The organism is Streptomyces sp. NPDC046977, assembly GCF_040644455.1.
Taxonomy (GTDB): Bacteria; Actinomycetota; Actinomycetes; order Streptomycetales; family Streptomycetaceae; genus Actinacidiphila.
The window spans coordinates 74,393-90,847 of record NZ_JBEYWO010000005.1 but is presented as its reverse complement, the minus strand read 5'-3'; the positions used below and the strand labels follow the sequence as shown (position 1 = coordinate 90,847).

At 73.0% G+C, this 16,455-nt stretch carries 14 protein-coding genes and 1 tRNA gene; 8 read left to right on the top strand and 7 right to left on the bottom strand.

Annotated elements, in window-relative coordinates:
- Positions 1-4 precede the first annotated feature (4 nt).
- Positions 5-1,378: a PP2C family protein-serine/threonine phosphatase gene (locus ABZ883_RS09650; protein WP_360904301.1), complete on the bottom strand. Its 1,374-nt coding sequence runs from the start codon at positions 1,376-1,378 to the stop codon at positions 5-7.
- A gap of 589 nt (positions 1,379-1,967) precedes the next feature.
- On the opposite strand from ABZ883_RS09650, the gene ABZ883_RS09645 reads away from it, so the two are divergent.
- Both ABZ883_RS09645 and ABZ883_RS09640 read left to right on the top strand, forming a co-directional pair.
- Positions 1,968-2,612 (top strand): bifunctional DNA primase/polymerase, encoded by a 645-nt coding sequence (locus ABZ883_RS09645; protein ID WP_360904298.1) that lies wholly within the window; start codon positions 1,968-1,970, stop codon positions 2,610-2,612.
- 102 nt (positions 2,613-2,714) lie between these two features.
- Positions 2,715-3,242, top strand: coding sequence for a hypothetical protein (locus ABZ883_RS09640; protein ID WP_360904295.1), 528 nt, complete (start codon positions 2,715-2,717; stop codon positions 3,240-3,242).
- A gap of 182 nt (positions 3,243-3,424) precedes the next feature.
- Here the strand turns inward: ABZ883_RS09640 and ABZ883_RS09635 are convergent, their stop codons facing one another.
- From ABZ883_RS09635 to ABZ883_RS09625, 3 genes are all read right to left on the bottom strand, one after another.
- A complete protein-coding gene (locus ABZ883_RS09635) occupies positions 3,425-4,399 on the bottom strand; it encodes a DUF5926 family protein (protein ID WP_360904292.1) in 975 nt (324 codons plus the stop codon).
- Positions 4,400-4,533: 134 nt separating this feature from the next.
- The gene (locus ABZ883_RS09630; RefSeq protein ID WP_360904289.1) at positions 4,534-5,058 is read right to left on the bottom strand and encodes an ATP-binding protein; all 525 of its coding nucleotides are present in this window, start codon (positions 5,056-5,058) and stop codon (positions 4,534-4,536) included.
- Between the two features lie 182 nt (positions 5,059-5,240).
- Entirely contained in the window at positions 5,241-6,050 is an 810-nt protein-coding gene (locus ABZ883_RS09625; RefSeq protein ID WP_360904286.1) for a glycerophosphodiester phosphodiesterase, read from the bottom strand.
- A gap of 169 nt (positions 6,051-6,219) precedes the next feature.
- On the opposite strand from ABZ883_RS09625, the gene ABZ883_RS09620 reads away from it, so the two are divergent.
- The 3 genes from ABZ883_RS09620 to ABZ883_RS09610 all read left to right on the top strand — a co-directional run bounded on the left by ABZ883_RS09620 (position 6,220) and on the right by ABZ883_RS09610 (position 9,436).
- Positions 6,220-7,881: a trypsin-like peptidase domain-containing protein gene (locus ABZ883_RS09620; protein WP_360904283.1), complete on the top strand. Its 1,662-nt coding sequence runs from the start codon at positions 6,220-6,222 to the stop codon at positions 7,879-7,881.
- A 57-nt stretch (positions 7,882-7,938) separates the two neighbouring features.
- Positions 7,939-8,025 (top strand) — tRNA-Ser (locus ABZ883_RS09615).
- A 190-nt stretch (positions 8,026-8,215) separates the two neighbouring features.
- Positions 8,216-9,436, top strand: a complete 1,221-nt coding sequence (locus tag ABZ883_RS09610) for a GNAT family N-acetyltransferase (protein WP_360904280.1) — start codon at positions 8,216-8,218, stop codon at positions 9,434-9,436.
- An 84-nt stretch (positions 9,437-9,520) separates the two neighbouring features.
- Here ABZ883_RS09610 and ABZ883_RS09605 read toward each other — a convergent pair whose 3' ends face one another.
- The 3 genes from ABZ883_RS09605 to ABZ883_RS09595 all read right to left on the bottom strand — a co-directional run bounded on the left by ABZ883_RS09605 (position 9,521) and on the right by ABZ883_RS09595 (position 13,543).
- Positions 9,521-9,847, bottom strand: a complete 327-nt coding sequence (locus ABZ883_RS09605) for a hypothetical protein (protein ID WP_360904277.1) — start codon at positions 9,845-9,847, stop codon at positions 9,521-9,523.
- 76 nt (positions 9,848-9,923) lie between these two features.
- Entirely contained in the window at positions 9,924-12,038 is a 2,115-nt protein-coding gene (locus ABZ883_RS09600) for a SpoIIE family protein phosphatase (protein ID WP_360904274.1), read from the bottom strand.
- 35 nt (positions 12,039-12,073) lie between these two features.
- Positions 12,074-13,543 carry a multicopper oxidase family protein gene (locus ABZ883_RS09595; RefSeq protein WP_360904271.1) on the bottom strand — a complete coding sequence of 490 codons (1,470 nt, stop codon included), beginning with the start codon at positions 13,541-13,543 and terminating at the stop codon, positions 12,074-12,076.
- A gap of 425 nt (positions 13,544-13,968) precedes the next feature.
- Between ABZ883_RS09595 and ABZ883_RS09590 the strand changes: the two genes are divergently transcribed.
- The 3 genes from ABZ883_RS09590 to ABZ883_RS09580 all read left to right on the top strand — a co-directional run bounded on the left by ABZ883_RS09590 (position 13,969) and on the right by ABZ883_RS09580 (position 16,443).
- Positions 13,969-14,274: a hypothetical protein gene (locus ABZ883_RS09590; RefSeq protein WP_319663772.1), complete on the top strand. Its 306-nt coding sequence runs from the start codon at positions 13,969-13,971 to the stop codon at positions 14,272-14,274.
- A gap of 473 nt (positions 14,275-14,747) precedes the next feature.
- Positions 14,748-15,743, top strand: coding sequence for a DUF1906 domain-containing protein (locus tag ABZ883_RS09585; RefSeq protein ID WP_360904267.1), 996 nt, complete (start codon positions 14,748-14,750; stop codon positions 15,741-15,743).
- Positions 15,744-15,915: 172 nt separating this feature from the next.
- The gene (locus ABZ883_RS09580) at positions 15,916-16,443 is read left to right on the top strand and encodes a SigE family RNA polymerase sigma factor (RefSeq protein ID WP_360904264.1); all 528 of its coding nucleotides are present in this window, start codon (positions 15,916-15,918) and stop codon (positions 16,441-16,443) included.
- The last annotated feature ends 12 nt before the right edge of the window (positions 16,444-16,455 follow it).

Here is a 16,455-nt window from a genome sequence, read left to right as displayed (position 1 = left end):
TGGGTCAGTCGAAGCGGGCGGCCAGCAGGACGAGGTCCTCGCTGCTGTCCTGGTCACCGCGGCCGTCGGGCAGCAGTGTGCGCAGGATGTGGTCGGCCAGCAGGGCCGGGTCCTCCCGGACGGCGCGCGGGGCGCCCGCGGCCGCGGCGTGCAGCCGTGCGACGGCCCGGTCGGTGGCGTCGCCGGTGCGGTGCAGCAGCCCGTCGGTGTAGAGCAGCAGCGTCTCGCCGGGCAGTGCCCGCAGCTCGGCGCCGGGCGCCTCCCAGCAGCTGAGCATGCCCAGCGGCGCCGACAGCGAGGTCTCCACGAACTCCACCCGGCGCTCGCCGACGACCAGCGGCGGGCAGTGCCCGGCCCCGGCCAGCGCGATCCGGCGGGTGGCGGGGTCGACGTAGGCGTACAGCGCGGTCGCCGAGCGCGCGGGCTCGGTCAGCCGCAGCAGCAGCTCCAGGTCGGAGAGCACCGCGACCGGGTCCTCGCCCTCCATCACCGCGTACGCCCGCAGGGCCGCCCGCAGCCGTCCCATCGCGCCGACGGTGCCCGTGCCGGAGCCGGTGACCCCGCCGACGGACAGCCCGAGGGCGCCCTCCGGCAGTGCCATCGCGTCGTACCAGTCGCCCCCGCCGCCGGGCGCCGCGACGTGCGTCACGGCCAGCCGGACCCCGGGGATCCGGGGCAGGCGGGTGGGCAGCAGCTGTGCGCGCAGGGCGGCCGTGGTGGCCCTCAGGTGGTCCAGCTCGACCAGCCGGGCCAGGTGCTCGGTGGCGTGGCGGCAGTACAGGCCGATGAGGCGGCGCAGCCGCTCGCCCGGTTCGGCGGGCTCGTCGTAGAACCACACCGCCGACCCGAGCCGCCCGGCGCTGTCCGTGGCCAGCCGCACCGCGTAGCTGGCGCCGAGGCCGAGCCGTACGGCGACCTCGCGGTGGCGCGGGTCGAGGCCCGGCTCGTGGCACAGGTCGGGGTGGATCTCCTCGGCCGGCACGGTCCCGGGGGAGGCGGGCAGCGGGACGGTCTCCAGCGCGCCGAGCTCCGCGGGGCAGAGCCCGAGCCCGGTGACGGTGGCCGGGCCCACGCCGGCCAGCCCGCGCCGGGCGCCGGTCAAGGTGCCGCCCGCGCGGAGCACTTCGCGCAGCGCGTCCTCGACGCAGGAGGTGCGGGCGAGGCGTTCGGACAGCTCGTGCAGCGTCGTCAGGTCCTCGGCCCATGACGCCAAGCCGTCCTGCGCCGGACCGGGTTGACCGGCCGGTTCGTCGGTCCCGGCCTGCCCGGGCAGCTGGTCCGGGTGGGATTGCTGTTCGACCGCGGGAGCGGCAGTGTGCGCGGATGTCGGAATGGGTGGGTTGATTCCGGCCACTTTCGGAAGGCCCGCCGCACTCATGGTCGCCGGCTTTCGCGACCTTTGACGCGATACGGCGGCGGCTCCGCAGAGCAGCGCATTTGTGTCAATAGCATCGCAAACCCCCAAGTCGTTCTGCGCCGCTATCAATGCATTACCTTCTACCGCCTCCTCAGGGGTGTGTCCAGGATTGCCCAGGTAGGTGCGGTGGTGTCGATGCGCCGTAAGGGTTGCGCGACTATGGCTGGAAAAGGGCGCCCCGTGCCACAATTAGTTGTCGACTGGGGGGGTTCGACAGTGCGTCATATCCACAGCAGTGGGTACGTACGGGATGGGAGTCGGCGGCCTCAGGAACCCGGCGCCCGGCCCGAGCGTCTTAGACGGCGACGGCCGACCCTCCCCCCACGGCGGGGTGTTGCACAGCCAGCGGGACCGCACGCGGAGCACCACCGAAACCACGGAATCGCAGTACGCAGCACACCCTGGACGGACAAGCGCCATGTGTGCGCCACCCCCCGCCACGTTCCACGCTCGGCTCGAGACGTGATGCGCTGCCTCGTAAGCGGTGTGTTCCAGATTACGTTGTGTCATGGGCAGATCCCTGAGCGCCAACGGAAAGGAACGAGCGCGGATGCGTGAGATCCTCGGAAAGCGACGCAAGAGCAGTCCGGAGCTGCTGCGCGCGGCGCTCACCTGCGCCGAGCAGTGGCAATGGCCCGTGGTGCCCGGAGCCGGGACGGACGGGCGGGGCGGCTGCGCCTGCCTGCGCCCCGACTGCCCGGTGCCCGGCGCCCATCCGCACGACCCCGGACTCCTGGCGGCCACCCGTGACCCGCGGATGGTGCGCTGGTGGTGGACGAACCACCCCGGTCAGCCCCTTGTCCTCGCCACCGGCGGGCCCGTCTCCGCGGTCAGCCTGCCGGCCGTCGCGGGGGCGCGGGCGCTCGGCGTGCTCGCCAAGCGGGGGGTGCGCACCGGTCCGGTGGTGGCCACCCCGACCCGCGTAGTGGTCCTGGTGGAGCCGTACTCCCTGGAGGAACTGGGGGAGTTGCTCGACCGGCACGAGTGGGTGCCGACCTCCCTGCGCTTCCACGGCCAGGGCGGCTACACGGTGCTGCCGCCCTCGCCCGTCGGGGCCGGCGGGGCGCGCTGGGAGCGGCGGCCGGTCGTGGACCCCGGGCAGCGGGCGCCGTGGCTGCCGCAGGTGCGGGTGATCGTCGACACGCTGGTGCAGGCGGGACGTACGGCGCCGGACGGCAGCCGGCTCTCGTACTGAGACCCCTGCGCCATCACTCTTTCGGGTAGGAGCCGGGCCACGGGGCGGCCAACTGCCCGTGGCCCGGGGTATAGCGCCCTTTTTTCCCGCTATGTTCGGCGCATGATGCGCGCGTCGAACCTTCGGATGCTGGCCCTCGTCTGTGTCGTCGCGGCGGCCGCACTCATCGTCCCGGCCGCCGCCGGCACGGGCTCCTTCGTCCCCGTCGAACCGGTGTCCGCCGACAGCGAGGGCGGGTTGCTGTCCAGCGGTTCCGAACTGCTGGACGGGCTCTCCAAGTCGGCCGAAACCGAACGCCAGACCGCATCCTGCGGTCCGAAGTCCGTGTCCCCGCAAGGGCTGCGGGCGCAGACCTGCACCGTCGCCGCCGAGGGCGACACCTGGGCGCGCACGTACTGGGACAACACCACGGGCAAGCGGCTGGACGGCGTGCTGACCCTGCTGCTCCCCGACGGCCGTTCGGTACAGGCACGCTGTGCCATCGACGCGGCACTGGGCAGCGGGAGTTGCGAGACGCCGAGGGAGCGGACGGTGCCGGTGCCCGAGGGTGCGGAGCCGTACATGGCGGTGGCGGAGATCGCCGTGGAGAACGCGGAACGTCCGCTGCTGCGCACCGGGTCCGCACAATGAAACGTCCGGTCGCTGGCGACGGGGGATGCACCAGCGACCGGACTGTTCAAACGGTAACAAGACTTCGCCCGAACGCAAATCCGGGTGCGCGGGTTCCGGCCCCTGTTTCACCCCTGAACGGGGTGGCTGTGACCAGGATCACCACGACGATCTTCACACTGTCACACTGCTGTCACTGAGTGTCAACTCAGCGTGATCTGCCGGTTCGTGAGGCCGCTGCGCGCCCGGCGCTCGTCCGCCGTCAGCGGGGTGTCCAGCTCCAGCACCTCGGCCAGCCGCTCGCCGAACGCCGCCGCCGGCTTCTCCACTTCCTCCGCGGTCACGCCCACCGGCAGGTCCCACACCGGGACCACCAGACCGTGCGCCCGGAACGAGCCGACCAGCCGCGTGCCCTCGCCCAGCGACGAGACACCGGCCGCGTGCAGCCGCGCGAGCGCGTCCAGCAGCCGCTCCTCCGGGTGCGGCATGACCCAGCGCAGGTGGTTCTTCTCCGGGGTCTGGCACCAGTACGCGGCGTCCACGCCGGTCAGCCGCACGGTCGGGATCACGGCCGCGTTCGCCCGCTCCAGAGAGGCGGCGACCTCGCCGGTGGCGGCGTCCGCGTTCTCCAGCCAGAACTCGAACCCGGTGTGCACCACCGGCTCGAACGGCGCGTCCAGGTCCAGCACGTCCTGCAGCCGCGGCCCGGACGGCGCCGGCCGGATCCCGTCCACCGGGTGGCCCGGCTCCGCCGTCAGCGCGCGCAGCAGCGTCTCCGCGAGGTCACGGCTGATGTCCCCGGAGGCCGTCTCGTTCTGCAGGCCCAGCAGCACCTGGCCGGTGTCCCGGCGCAACCCCGGCCAGGCCATGGGCAGTACGGTCGCCAGCGTCACCATGGGCACGCCCTCGGGCAGCCCGTCCTTCAGCTTCAGCTCCGCCGTCGCCGCGGGCACCAGCTCGCGGAGCGCCACCCAGTCGCACTCGCCCGGCAGTCCCTCGAACGGCCGCCGCACCAGCTCCGCCACCGCGTGCGACGCCTCCCGTCCGTGGCAGGCCTTGTAGCGCCGCCCGGAACCGCAGGGGCAGGGCTCCCGGGCACCGACGACGGGGATCTCCCCGTCGGCGAGCTGCGCGGGGCGGGCGGGGGCCTTCGTGTTCGTCGGGCGCTTCTTCGCCATGGCTCGATCTCTCCCGGTAACGGCGGTGTTCCGGCCGTGAGCCTAGCGCCACGTGCCCTTCCGTCAGCGGAGGTCGCGACCGGGGCGGGGTCCGGAGCCGCTCGGCCGGGGGCCGCGGCGGGGTCGGACCGTTGTCAGGGAAGGTCCTCGAAGGCGTCCGCGAATCCGACCGGGATGTCGATCTGCGGCGCCAGGCCGTCGCGCCGCGCGTGCCGGCTGCGCACCGCGAGCATCGCCCAGACCGTGACCTCGCCGGGCGCGTCCCGCACCCCCCAGCGCAGCGACAGACTGCGGACGATGCCCAGTCCCCGGCCGCCGCGCGCGGTGAGCGAGGGACTGGCCGGAAGCGGGCGGGTCGGACCGCCGCCGTCGGTCACCTCGACCGTCAGCAGCCCGTCCTCGTCGATGCGCCACGCGGCGCGGATACCGCTGCCGCCGGCCGCCGAAGGCTCGTCCTCGCCCAGCGGACGGGCGTGCCGGCAGGAGTTGCTGAGCAACTCCGAGAGGATCAGCACCGCGTCGTCCACGACCGGCTCCGGAACCTCGTACGCACACAGTTCCTTGCGCAGCCTGCGCCGCGCCTCGGCGACACCCGTCGGACCATGCGGCAGGGCCATGGTCGAGGACGTCGGCACCTCCTGGGCCACCACCAACGCCACCCCCGAGACCTCCTTCACCCCACGCCACCGGATGGATGCCCTCTCGTTTCACGCCGGAAACCGGCCAACAGCGATCTCTTGGTGCACAGACAGCGATCGAACGGGCACCGAACGCGCCGGTGCGCGCCGAGTTCAGGAACCCGCGAGGACCCGAACGGAGCGGTGGGCTCCACCGCCCTTGCCTAGCGGCCGAGTTGGGCCAGCACCTGCTTGGGACGATTGGTGATGACGGCCTCGACGCCGAGCCGCGCGCACAGTTCGACGTCCTCCGGCTCGTTGACCGTCCACACGTGCACGCGGTGCCCGGCCCGGTGCAGCCGCTCCACGTATCCCGGATGCGACCGCAGGATGCGGATGCTCGGCCCCGCGATCCCCACCCCCGCCGGCAGTCGGCCGTCGCGGTGCCGGGGCAGCACGTACTGCATGAGGAAGACGGTCGGCAGCTCGGGCGCGGCCAGCCGGACCCGGCGCAGCGAACGGGAGGAGAAGCTCATCACCCGCACCCGCGGCGGCTCGTCGGCCGGCGGGCGCAGCATGCCGAAACGGTCCAGCAGGTGCAGCAGCCGGTCCTCGACCTGGCCCGCCCAGCGGGTCGGGTGCTTGGTCTCCACCGCGAGCTCGATCCGCCGGCCGGTGTCCGCGATCAGCTCCAGCAGCCGCTCCAGGGTCAGCACCCGGCTCGCCTCGTCCTGGTCGGCGTCGAAGCGGTCCGGCACCTCGGCGTCGGTGTGCTGCCCCTTCCACGACCCGAAGTCCAGCGCCCGCAGATCGGCGAGCTCCATGGCCGAGACGGCGCCCCGCCCGTTGGAGGTGCGGTTCACCCGGCGGTCGTGGACGCAGACCAGCACGCCGTCGGCGGTGAGACGCACGTCGCACTCCAGGGCGTCCGCGCCGTCCTCGATCGCCTTCCGGTACGCGGCGAGTGTGTGCTCCGGGACATCCTCGGAGGCACCGCGATGGGCGACGACCTGGATCGCGCGGTCTTGGGTCACCGGGCTATCGTGCCATCCGCCCGGTCGTACCACGGACGCCGCTCGCGACTGTTTACGGTGGTCTGACAACCGGTGGGCAAAGCTGACCCCATCCTGTCGGCCGTCGTACGTCTCCGTGACCGCAACCGTACGCACGGCATACAACGCATATCCCGGAGGAGATACAGCCGTGAGCACCGAGAACGAGGTCGGTCCGGTCCCGGCAACGCAGCCGGCGCAGCCGCCCGTCGACGCTGAGCCCGCCGCTCCCGCTGCACCTCCCGCGCCGCCGCAGGCCGCGCCCGCGCCGCCTGCGGCGCCCGCCGCGCTCGCCGCTCCCCCGGCGCCCGCTGCGGCCGAGGCGCCCGACGGTCCCCCCGCCGACGCGGCTCCGGCCGCGGCCCCGGAGGCGAAGCCTGTCGGCGCGGCTCCGGCCGAGGCCGCTGTGCCCCCCGCGCAGACGCCCGCGCAGCCCCCGGCGGCGCAGCCCGCGCCGGCGCCGCATGCCGCCCCGCACCACGCGGCTCCGCACCACGCCGCCCCGCATGCCCCCGCCCCGCACCACCACGCCGCCCCGCCGCACGCCGTCGCGCACCACGCGGCGCCGCACGCCGGCCCGTACGCCGGGCACCCGGCCGCGCCGCCCGCGGTTCCGCCGACCCAGCCCTTCGGCGCGCCCGCGGGTCCCGGCGGCCCCGGCGGCCCGGTCTGGGGCGCGCCCGTTCCGGCGGCCCCCGAGGCGCCGCGCAAGCGCGGCAACGGCGGACTGATCGCGGCCGTCCTCGTCGCCGCGCTGGTCGCCGGAGGCATCGGCGGCGGCATCGGCTTCTGGGCCGCCGACCGCAACGACAGCGGGTCCACCACGATCTCCGTCGCGGGCAACCCCAAGGACCTCAGCCGGGCCGCCGACTCCGTCGCCGGCATCGCCCGGCAGTCCCTTCCCAGCGTCGTCACCATCGAGGCCTCCGGCAGCCAGGAGAGCGGCACCGGCACCGGCTTCGTCTACGACAAGGAAGGCCACATCCTCACCAACAACCACGTGGTCGCCCCCGCGGCGGACGGCGGCAAGCTCACCGCCACGTTCTCCAACGGCAAGAAGTACGACGCCGAGGTCGTCGGCCGCGCCCAGGGCTACGACGTCGCCGTCATCAAGCTCACGGGGGTCAGCCCCGACCAGCTCACCCCGCTCGCCGTCGGCGACTCCGAGAAGGTCGCGGTCGGCGACTCGACCATCGCCATCGGCGCCCCGTTCGGCCTCTCCGGCACCGTCACCACCGGCATCGTCAGCGCGCTGCACCGCCCCATCGCCTCCAGCGACGGCGAAGGCTCCAACGCGTCCTACATGAGCGCCATACAGACCGACGCCTCCATCAACCCCGGCAACTCCGGCGGCCCCCTCCTCAACTCCGAGGGCGCCGTCATCGGCATCAACTCCGCGATCCAGTCGACCGGCAGCAACGACGGCACCTCCCAGGCGGGCAGCGTCGGCCTGGGCTTCGCGATCCCGATCGACCAGGCCCGCCGTGTCGCGGAGGACCTGATCAAGACCGGCCAGCCGATCTACCCGGTCATCGGTGTGAGCGTCGACTCCAGCTACAACGGCGAGGGCGCCAAGATCGCCACCGGTCCCAGCGCGGTCACCGCGGGCGGCCCCGCCGAGAAGGCCGGACTGCGCTCCGGCGACGTCATCACGAAGTTCGACGACACCGTGGTCGACTCCTCCCCCACCCTCATCGGCGAGATCTGGCAGCACCAGCCGGGCGAGAAGGTCGACGTCACCTACACCCGCGACGGCCGGACCCGCACCGCCACCCTCACCCTCGGCGAGCGCAAGGGCGACAGCAGCAGCTGACCCGACCCGTTAGGCTGTCCCCGCGCCGACGCCCCACCTCCGGGGCACGCGGCGCGGGGAGAGTTGCCCGAGCGGCCTAAGGGAACGGTCTTGAAAACCGTCGTGGCAGCGATGTCACCGTGGGTTCAAATCCCACACTCTCCGCCCGTGAACGGCCCCCGACCAACGGTTCTGGTCGGGGGCTCGTTGCTGTCCGGACGGCCGGACCGCCGCCCACTGTTGCCGTCATCGGCTGCGGGCGGCCCTAATTCGCTTGACCCACCCACGGCTCGACGTTGCACTGTGGCGGGCGCCATGAGCGTGGTGCCGGCATCCCGGGGAGGCAGCGGCAGCAATGAAGATCCGTCCCACGACCGACCAGGACCGCGACGTTTTCGTCGACACACTCCATGCCGCGTTCGGCCGCTTCCCGGAAACCCCGACGGAGGACGGCGGCGGAGTCTGGTGGGCGGCGCTCGAAATGGACCGCAACCTGCTGGCCACGACGGCGGACGGGCGGCCCGTCGGGACCGCGGGTGCGTACTCCTTCGAGCTCACCCTGCCCGGTGAGGTCATCGTCCCGGCCGCAGGGGTGAGCGCCGTCGGTGTGCTGCCCTCACACCGACGCCAAGGCGTCCTCAGCGCCATGATGCGGCATCAGCTCACAGAGCTTCGGGACCGAGGGGAGTTCCTGTCCGTACTGCTGGCCTCCGAAGCCCCGATCTACGGCAGGTTCGGCTACGGACCGGCGACCTACACGGGGCGGCTGACAGTGCCGCGCCACAAGGCCGCCCTCGCCGTACCGCCTGCGCGCGGATCGGCCGATGTCACGGCGACCGGCTCAGTCGAGCTGCTGCGGCGAGCCGAGTGCGGCGAGATCCTGGAAGAGATCTACGACCGGTACCGCCGCGCACAGCCCGGTGCGCTGTCCCGGCCGCACCGCTGGTGGACCCTGGGCGCGGGGCAGCCCCCTGTCGCCCCGGCACCGCGCCACGTTGCCGTCCACCGCGACACCGACGGCGTCCCGGACGGGTACGCCAGCTACTCCCTCAGCGAGTCCGACACCTTGACGGTCGACGAGACCGTCGCCACCACCGACACCGCCTTCACGGCCCTGGCTCGGTTCGTGCTCGGCCACGACCTGGTCACTGAGGTCGTGTTCAAGCACGTCACGCCCGATCACCCGTTGCGCTGGCAGTTTGTGGATTTCCGGGCCGGCCAGGCAACCCACACCGACTGGCTCTGGGTGCGGTTGCTGGACGTCCCGCGTGCACTGACCGCGCGCGGCTGGTTCACGGACGGCGAGCTCGTCCTTGATGTCGACGACCCGTTCCTCGGCGAGCACGGCCGGTACCTGCTGACCGTCCGGGACGGCAAGGCCGACTGCGTCCCCACGGACCAGGAGCCCGACCTGTCCATGGACATGTGCCACTTGGGCTCGGTCTACCTCGGCGGCACCTCCCCGAGCACCCTCGTGCGCCGCGGGCACCTTCGGGCCCACCGCCCCGGTGCGGCCACCCTTGCCGACGCCCTCTTCCGCGCCGAGCGCCCCCCGCACTGCCTGCACTGGTTCTGACCGTACCTCGCGACGACTCTTTCGCCGTCCGGCAGGCGGCCCGGGGTACCGGGCCGCGCGCCGCCAACCCGTCGCGGTCGTGGGCTACTTGCCGGCGTAGTCCGGGCCGTACGCCGCCTTTCGTACCGCACGCGCCACCTTGTGGGCGCCGAACTCCGACTCGAGCCCGGACTCCTCGATCCCTGCCCGGAGTTCCGCGGCGACCGCCCGCCACACGTCCATCAGCCGGTCGCTCTCGGCCCTTGTGCCCTGGTCCCACTCCAGCACCGGGCGTTGCGTGCCCTGCTGATGCACGCGGATCGCCTCCCGCGCCTCGTCGTACGAACGTTGCAGGTCAGCCAGGGTTTCCGGGACGGCGATGGGCTTGTCGGACCTGGGATCCTCGGGATCGGGAACTGAGATGACGGTCATGCGGCGGACCCTGGCCGCGGCCACTGACACCCGAAGGGTTCGTCACCGACAGGCGCTGGGACCTCCCTCGCGCCGGTCAGGACGGGCGGCCGGGCGGCAGGGACTGCTCCGTCCAGATCGTCTTGCCGTCGGCGTCGTAGCGGGTGCCCCAGGCCTGGGCGAGCTGGGCGGTGATGAACAGACCGCGGCCGCCCTCGTCGACGGTGCGGGCGTGGCGCAGGCGCGGGGCGGCGGGGCCGGCGTCGCGGACCTCGCAGGTGAGGGTGCGGTCGTTGATGAGGCGCAGGGCGAGCGGTGGTGCGCCGTGGCGGATGGCGTTGGTGACGAGCTCGCTCACGATCAGCTCGGTGTTGAAGACGATGTCGCCCTCGATGCCCCAGGCCGCGAGCTGCTCGCCGGCGTGGTGGCGCGCGGCGGAGACGGCGGCGGGGTCGGGTTCGAGGTGCCAGGAGGCGACCCGGTCGGCGGGGAAGGGCCGGGTGCGGGTGAGCAGCAGGGCCCCGGCCCGGCCGGCCAGGCCCTCGGGGAGGGAGTACAGGAGGTCGTCGCAGAGGTCCGCGAGGGGCCGGCCGGTGTGCCTGCCCGTGTCCGGGCTCCCCGTCTCCGGCCGGCGGCCGAGCAGCCCGGGGTGGCCGGCGAGATGGGCGGCAACGACGGGTGAGCTGGACAGGGCCAGAATGCTGCCCTCCTCCAGCACGATGTCGCTGGTGGTGAACGGCGCGCCGCTGGTGACGCCCAGCGGCGGCCCGGCCGGGATGTCGGGGATCTCGGCGGTGCCGTCCGGGCGCACGACGACCGGGGCGAGATGGCCGGAGCGGGCGATGGTGCACATCCGGGTCAGCGGGTCGTAGACGGCGTACACGCACGCGGCGGTCAGTGCCTCGCGGTGCAGCGGGTCGCCGGTCGGCAGGGACGCCCGCTCGGCGGCCAGCAGCGTCGCGGTGTCGTTGAGGCGGGCGAGGAGCTCGTCCGGGGGCTGTTCGAAGGCGGCCAGCGAGCGGATGACGGTGCGGAGCTGGCCCATGGTCGCGGTGGCGTGGATGCCGTGCCCGGCGACGTTGCCGATGACCATGGCGGTGCGCGCGCCGGACAGCGGGATGGTGTCGTACCAGGAACCGGCGCCGTTCGTGGCGGTCGGTACGTACGCCGTCTCCAGGGCGGTGTGCGAGGCCGGGCGGTGCGGCATCAGGTGGCGCTGGACGGTGGAGGCGATCGTGTGCTCGCGGGTGAAGCGCCGTCCGTTGTCGATGCACAGGGCGGTGTGGTCGGCCAGCTGGAGGGCGAGTTCGATGTCGTCCTCGTCGTACGGCTCCAGGTACCGGCCGCGGTAGAGGCTGACGAGGCCGAGAATGCTGCCGCGCAGGGCCAGCGGGACGACCATGAGCGAGCACGCCCCGGACGCGAGGATCGCCTCCGCCCGGACCGGGTCGGTGGACATCCACGGCGGATCGGCGTCCAGGGCGATCACCCGGGGCCGCAGGTCGGACAGCGCCTGCGTGAAGGGGGTCGGCCCGGGCAGGCTGAGCACGGCGCCCACCGGGTGCGCCTGCGGCTGGTCGGGCCCGCGGCTGTTGCGGAAGGCGGCCCGCAGCAGGGGCACGCCCTTGGGGAGCGGGGAGAGCGGGGGGTCGTCGCCGCGGAGCACGGCGTCCACCAGTTCCACCACGGCCCCCTCGGCGTAGCCCGGGACCAGGGTGCCGACCAGTTCGTCGCAGGTCACCACGGAGTCCATCGTGCGGCCCACCCTGTCGCGGACCATGTCCAGGACCCGCAGCCGTTCGAGCGCCCGTTCCCGGGGGGTGACGTCGACGACCGACAGGGCGAGCCCCAGCACCTCGCCCCTGGGGTTGTCGAGGCGGAACACCGACATCGCGTAGTACCCGGGCGGCGCCGTGCCGCCCTTGCGGCGCGCCCGCACCAGGCGCTCGCGCAGCGGCACGCCGGTCTCCAGCACCGCGCGGACCGCCGCCTCGTGCCGGTCGCCGTCGATGATGTCGTAGGCGTCGGCGAAGCGGTGGCCGATCAGGGACTCGGGCGTCACGCCCCGCATGGCACTGGTCGCGGTGTTGATCCGCACCACGCGCAGATCGGTGTCGAGCAGGTGCAGGCCCACCGGCGACTGGGTGAAGAGGGCGTCGACCATCGCCGCTTCCGCCTCGCCGATCGGCGGGGCCGGGTCGCCGGGTGCCACGTGGTCGTCCTTCCCGCCGGAGCCGGGGCCGGGCACTACTTGCCCCGCGTCTCGTCCCGGCTCCGGCCGGTGGGACGGACGATGTCGAGGACGGCCATCATGCCCATGTCCTCATGGTTCAGGATGTGGCAGTGCAGGACGGTTCGCCCGGTGAAGTCCCGGAACGGGATCCGCAGGACGACCTGGCCGCGGGCGGGCACGTTCACCGTGTCGAACCAGCGGCGGGACGCCGGGTGCGGCCTGCCGTTGGTGCTCATCAGCTGGAACTGGTTGGTGTGGACGTGGAACGAGTGCTCCTCGTCGCTGTCGTTGCGCACCGTCCACTCCTCGACGGTGCCGAGCACGGAGGTGAAGTCGTTGCGCTTCACGTCGTAGACGCGCCCGTTGACGTAGAAGACGGTGCCCGCCGCGTTCTCCGTGAAGACCACGGTCTTGCGGTCGGCGATCCTGGCCTTCGACAGGTCCTCGTTCGGGGCGAAGGCGCCCGGGATCGCGGCCGGCCGGACGGGGGTCCCGGCGGTGACGAGGGTGGCGAGGTCGGCGCGGGGGAACTGGTTCCCGGCCTTGCCGGTGTCGTACGGCAGGGTCTCCAGGCGCGTGGTGCCGGGGGAGCCGCCCTGGACCAGGACGTCGTAGCGGGCCCCGGCGGCGACGACCAGGGAGTCCGCCGACCACACGCGCCGGACGGGGTAGCCGTCCTGGGCGATCACGTGGAAGCGGTGCCCGGGCAGGTGCAGCTTGTAGTAGATGTTGGCGCCGATGTTGGCCAGCCGCCACAGCTGGGTCTCGCCGGGCCGGATGCCGATGACGGGGTTCGCCTGGCCGTTCACGGTGCGGTTGGTGGCGGCGCCGATGCTCAGCGGGTGGGTCCTGATGGCGTCGCCCTCGACCTGGAAGTCCTTGAGCGCGACGACGTGCTCGGTGATGCCGCGCAGGGACGCGGGCAGGTACTGCCGCAGGCCGTCGACGACGATGACGCCGGACTCGCCGCCGGCGACCTGGGCGGCGGACATCATGTCGGCGTGGGAGTGGTACCAGTACGTGCCGGGGGTGATACCGCGCGGCAGCCGGTAGGTGTAGTGGTACGAGGCCCCGTACTTGATGGCGACGAAGATGTCGTCCGACGGGCTGCGCGGCGAGACGTGCAGCCCGTGGACGTGCAGGTTGGTGTCCTCGTCGACCTTGTTGATGAGGGTCAGGTCGATGGTGTCGCCGGGCCGCACGCGCAGCGTGGGGGGCATGTACATGCCGTTGTAGGTGGTCGCCCACAGCCGGCGGTCGCCGACCCGGACCTTGCGCCGCTCCACGACGACGGTGGTCCGCAGGAGCCCGTCGTGGCTCACCAGTTCGGGCGGATCCTGGAGGCGCGGCCCCGCGGCGGCCGGTGAGGCGGGGCCGTCCTGCGGACTGGGAGCGGGGAGGCCGTGGCCGCATCCTGCGAGCCAGACGAGGACGAGCGCCAGGCCGGCGGCGAGCCGGGCCGCGGCGGAACGGGGCCGAGTCACACATCTCTCCCTACGGGAAGCCGTGCGGCGGAGCGGGTCGATCCACGATCGCCGGACGAGCCTATGGAGACCGGTGGCCGGCTCCCCGGCGCGCCACGCCCCGTGGCGCGCTATCCGCCCCAACGGCAGCACTCGCGGAACCCGCGGACCCGGGCCCGGTCGCAGGTTGGCCGAAAGCCGTGCCTGAACGTTTTGCCGCCTGCCGCGCCTGGGCGGTGTGCCCCGGCGTACGGCCGATCCGGTGAATTGAGGTGACCTTGGAGGTTTGTCGACAGATCGTCACGCTTGCGAGCGAAATGGGCCGGAGGGCCTGGTTGGCGGCCCGGGTGCTGGGCAACTCTGGTTGCGGCGACGTCGCACAGTCGGCGGAGCGGTCGGCCAACCGCCCCGCACACCCCCGTATCCAGTCCTCTGGAGGGAAAGACATGGCAAGCACCCGTACCGCCCGAGTCCTGGCCGCTATGGCCTCGCTGCCGCTGGCCGCGGCACTGTTCGCCGGGACGGCAGTGGCCGACAACGGCGCCCTGTCGGGCGGTGGTTCCAACGCGACCGTGGTGAGCAACAGCGGTGGCAGCGTGGGACGTGACAACTTCGGGAGCGTGACCACGACGCAGCAGGCCGCCACCGGGGCAGGCGCGTCCAACCAGAACAACAACGCCAGCGTGGTCGGCTCGGCGTTCACCGAGATCCACCAGTCGAACGTGAACATCCACTTCGGTCCGCTGTGGTGACCGGGGCCCCTGGGGCTCGCTGACAAGGGGCGACTGCGCGACGGCAACCTCACTGCCGTCGCGCAGTCGCGTTTGTGCGTCCACAGCCTGTGGACAGTGCGGCGGCGCCTTGCCCCCGGCGCGCCCCTCCTCGACACCGTACCGGCCGGAGCGGGGGTGAGGAGCCGGGTCGGCATCTACCGGTGAACCCCCGCGGCGGCCAGCCCGGGCGGCCGGACCGCACGCGGTGCACGGCGGCGCGAACGGACTGCGCGGAGGCCGGGGCAGTCGCGCCGATCAGAGGCCCGGCGTACGGAACGCGCTGCTCAGGGCGGGTGCAGAGGACCCCGTCACCGGGTCGCCCCGCGGCGCCGCGGACCGGCCCGGCGGCCCCGCGGAACCGTCGAAGATCACGACGTCCGCGTTGCTGCGTCCGGCTGACTCCCGGGCGTGGCGAACCCTCCGGCGGGCCCTCGCGCCCTTTCACTCGACCCATGCACGAACACAAGCCGATCATCCGATTTGCGGCGATCGTCGGGCTGGCGCTCGCCTGTCTGGTGACCGGACCGGTCTCCGCGGCAGGCGCCGTCCCCCGGCTCGCCGCTGCCCGCCCCGCCGCGCTCGCGCCCGTTCCGGCGTCGGCCATGGCGCCGCGCGGCGACACGGATCCCGGCGACCCACTGAGCGGGTACGACCTCGGCCCGGACCTGTCCGGACTGCTCATGCCGTACGACGCCTACGGCGGCGAGGAGACCGAGGACGGCGCCACGCCCGAGCGGCGCAACTTCAAGGGCTACGGCTTCGACACCTGCCGCGCCCCGTCCCTGGCCACCATGCGCGCCTGGCTGAAGTCCAAGTACCGCGCCATCGGCGTGTACTTCGGCGGCCGCGCCCGCGCCTGCAGCCAGCGCAACCTCAATCGCGACTGGGTCCAGTCCGTGCACAGGATGGGCTGGCGCATCATGCCGATCTACGTCGGCTCGCAGTCGCCCTGTGTGCGCGGCAAGCACCTGCGCAACTACCGCATCGACCCGGACAACGCCTGGGGCCAGGGCGAGAGCGAGGGCTATGACGCGGTCCAGAGCGCGGCCGACCTCGGCTTCGAACCCGGCAGCGCGCTCTACCTCGACATGGAGGCGTACCACGCCGGCAAGTCCCGCTGCGCCGACCAGACCCTGGACTTCATCCGGGCCTGGGACCGCCAGGTCAGCGACAACGGCTACCTGCCCGGCCTGTACAGCAGCTCCGAGTCCGGCATCCGGCACATCGAGCGGGCCCGCCAGCAGGGCGTCGACGACCTGCCCGAGGCCGTCTGGTTCGCCCGCTGGAAGGGCAGGCCGGCGGTGCGCAGCGAACCGGTGCTCAGCGACGACGCCTGGAACGGCGGTCGGATCCACCAGTACTCGGGCGCCGTCCGCGAGAAGCACGGCGGCAAGCGGCTGTCGATCGACCGCAACCGCCTGGACGGTCCCGTGGCCGTCGTCAACTGACGCCACGCGCACGACGCGCGCGGCCGCCCCTGCGGGTGACCCCGTAGGGGCGGCCGGGCCGTTCTCCGCCCTGCGGAGGTGGGGCACACCCCCCTCGTACGACTTCAGGGTGACCCCGCTTCGGCACCTTTGGCGGATCCCCGGGCCGGGCCCGCGCTCCTAGCGTGGAGCCATGACCACGCCCGTGTGCACCAGCGCCTCGCAGGCACAGTTCACCAGCTACGTGCGGGCCAAGGGCCCGGCGCTGCTGCGGACCGCGCGTTCGCTCACCGCCAACCCGAGCGACGCCGAGGACCTGCTGCAGACCGCCCTGGTCAAGACCTACCTGGCGTGGGAGCGGATCGACGACCACCGGGCGGTCGACGGCTACGTCCGCCGCACGCTGGTCAACACCCGTACCTCCCAGTGGCGCAAGCGCCGCGTCGAGGAGTACGCCACCGACGAAGTGCCCGAGCCGTACGGCCCGGCGGCCCTGACAGGCCCCGACGAGGCCGAGCAGCAGGCCCAGCGCGACTCCGTGCTGCGCGCGATATCCCGTCTCCCGGCACGTCAGCGGGCCATGGTCGTGCTGCGGTACTACGAGGACATGAGCGAGGCCCAGACCGCCGAGGCGCTGGGCGTCTCGGTCGGCACCGTCAAGAGCGCCGTCTCCCGGGCGTTGGGCAAGCTGCGCGAGGACCCCGAATTGTTCCCGGGGTAGTGACATACCGAG

Excerpts from the sequence above, each read along its gene's own strand:
- ABZ883_RS09610 (WP_360904280.1), top strand. The coding sequence starts at position 8,216 with ATGAAGATCCGTCCCACGACCGACCAGGACCGCGACGTTTTCGTCGAC.
- ABZ883_RS09650 (WP_360904301.1), bottom strand. The coding sequence starts at position 1,378 with ATGAGTGCGGCGGGCCTTCCGAAAGTGGCCGGAATCAACCCACCCATT.
- ABZ883_RS09635 (WP_360904292.1), bottom strand. The coding sequence starts at position 4,399 with ATGGCGAAGAAGCGCCCGACGAACACGAAGGCCCCCGCCCGCCCCGCG.
- ABZ883_RS09580 (WP_360904264.1), top strand. The coding sequence starts at position 15,916 with ATGACCACGCCCGTGTGCACCAGCGCCTCGCAGGCACAGTTCACCAGC.
- ABZ883_RS09585 (WP_360904267.1), top strand. The coding sequence starts at position 14,748 with ATGCACGAACACAAGCCGATCATCCGATTTGCGGCGATCGTCGGGCTG.
- ABZ883_RS09645 (WP_360904298.1), top strand. The coding sequence starts at position 1,968 with ATGCGTGAGATCCTCGGAAAGCGACGCAAGAGCAGTCCGGAGCTGCTG.
- ABZ883_RS09605 (WP_360904277.1), bottom strand. The coding sequence starts at position 9,847 with ATGACCGTCATCTCAGTTCCCGATCCCGAGGATCCCAGGTCCGACAAG.
- ABZ883_RS09590 (WP_319663772.1), top strand. The coding sequence starts at position 13,969 with ATGGCAAGCACCCGTACCGCCCGAGTCCTGGCCGCTATGGCCTCGCTG.
- ABZ883_RS09640 (WP_360904295.1), top strand. The coding sequence starts at position 2,715 with ATGATGCGCGCGTCGAACCTTCGGATGCTGGCCCTCGTCTGTGTCGTC.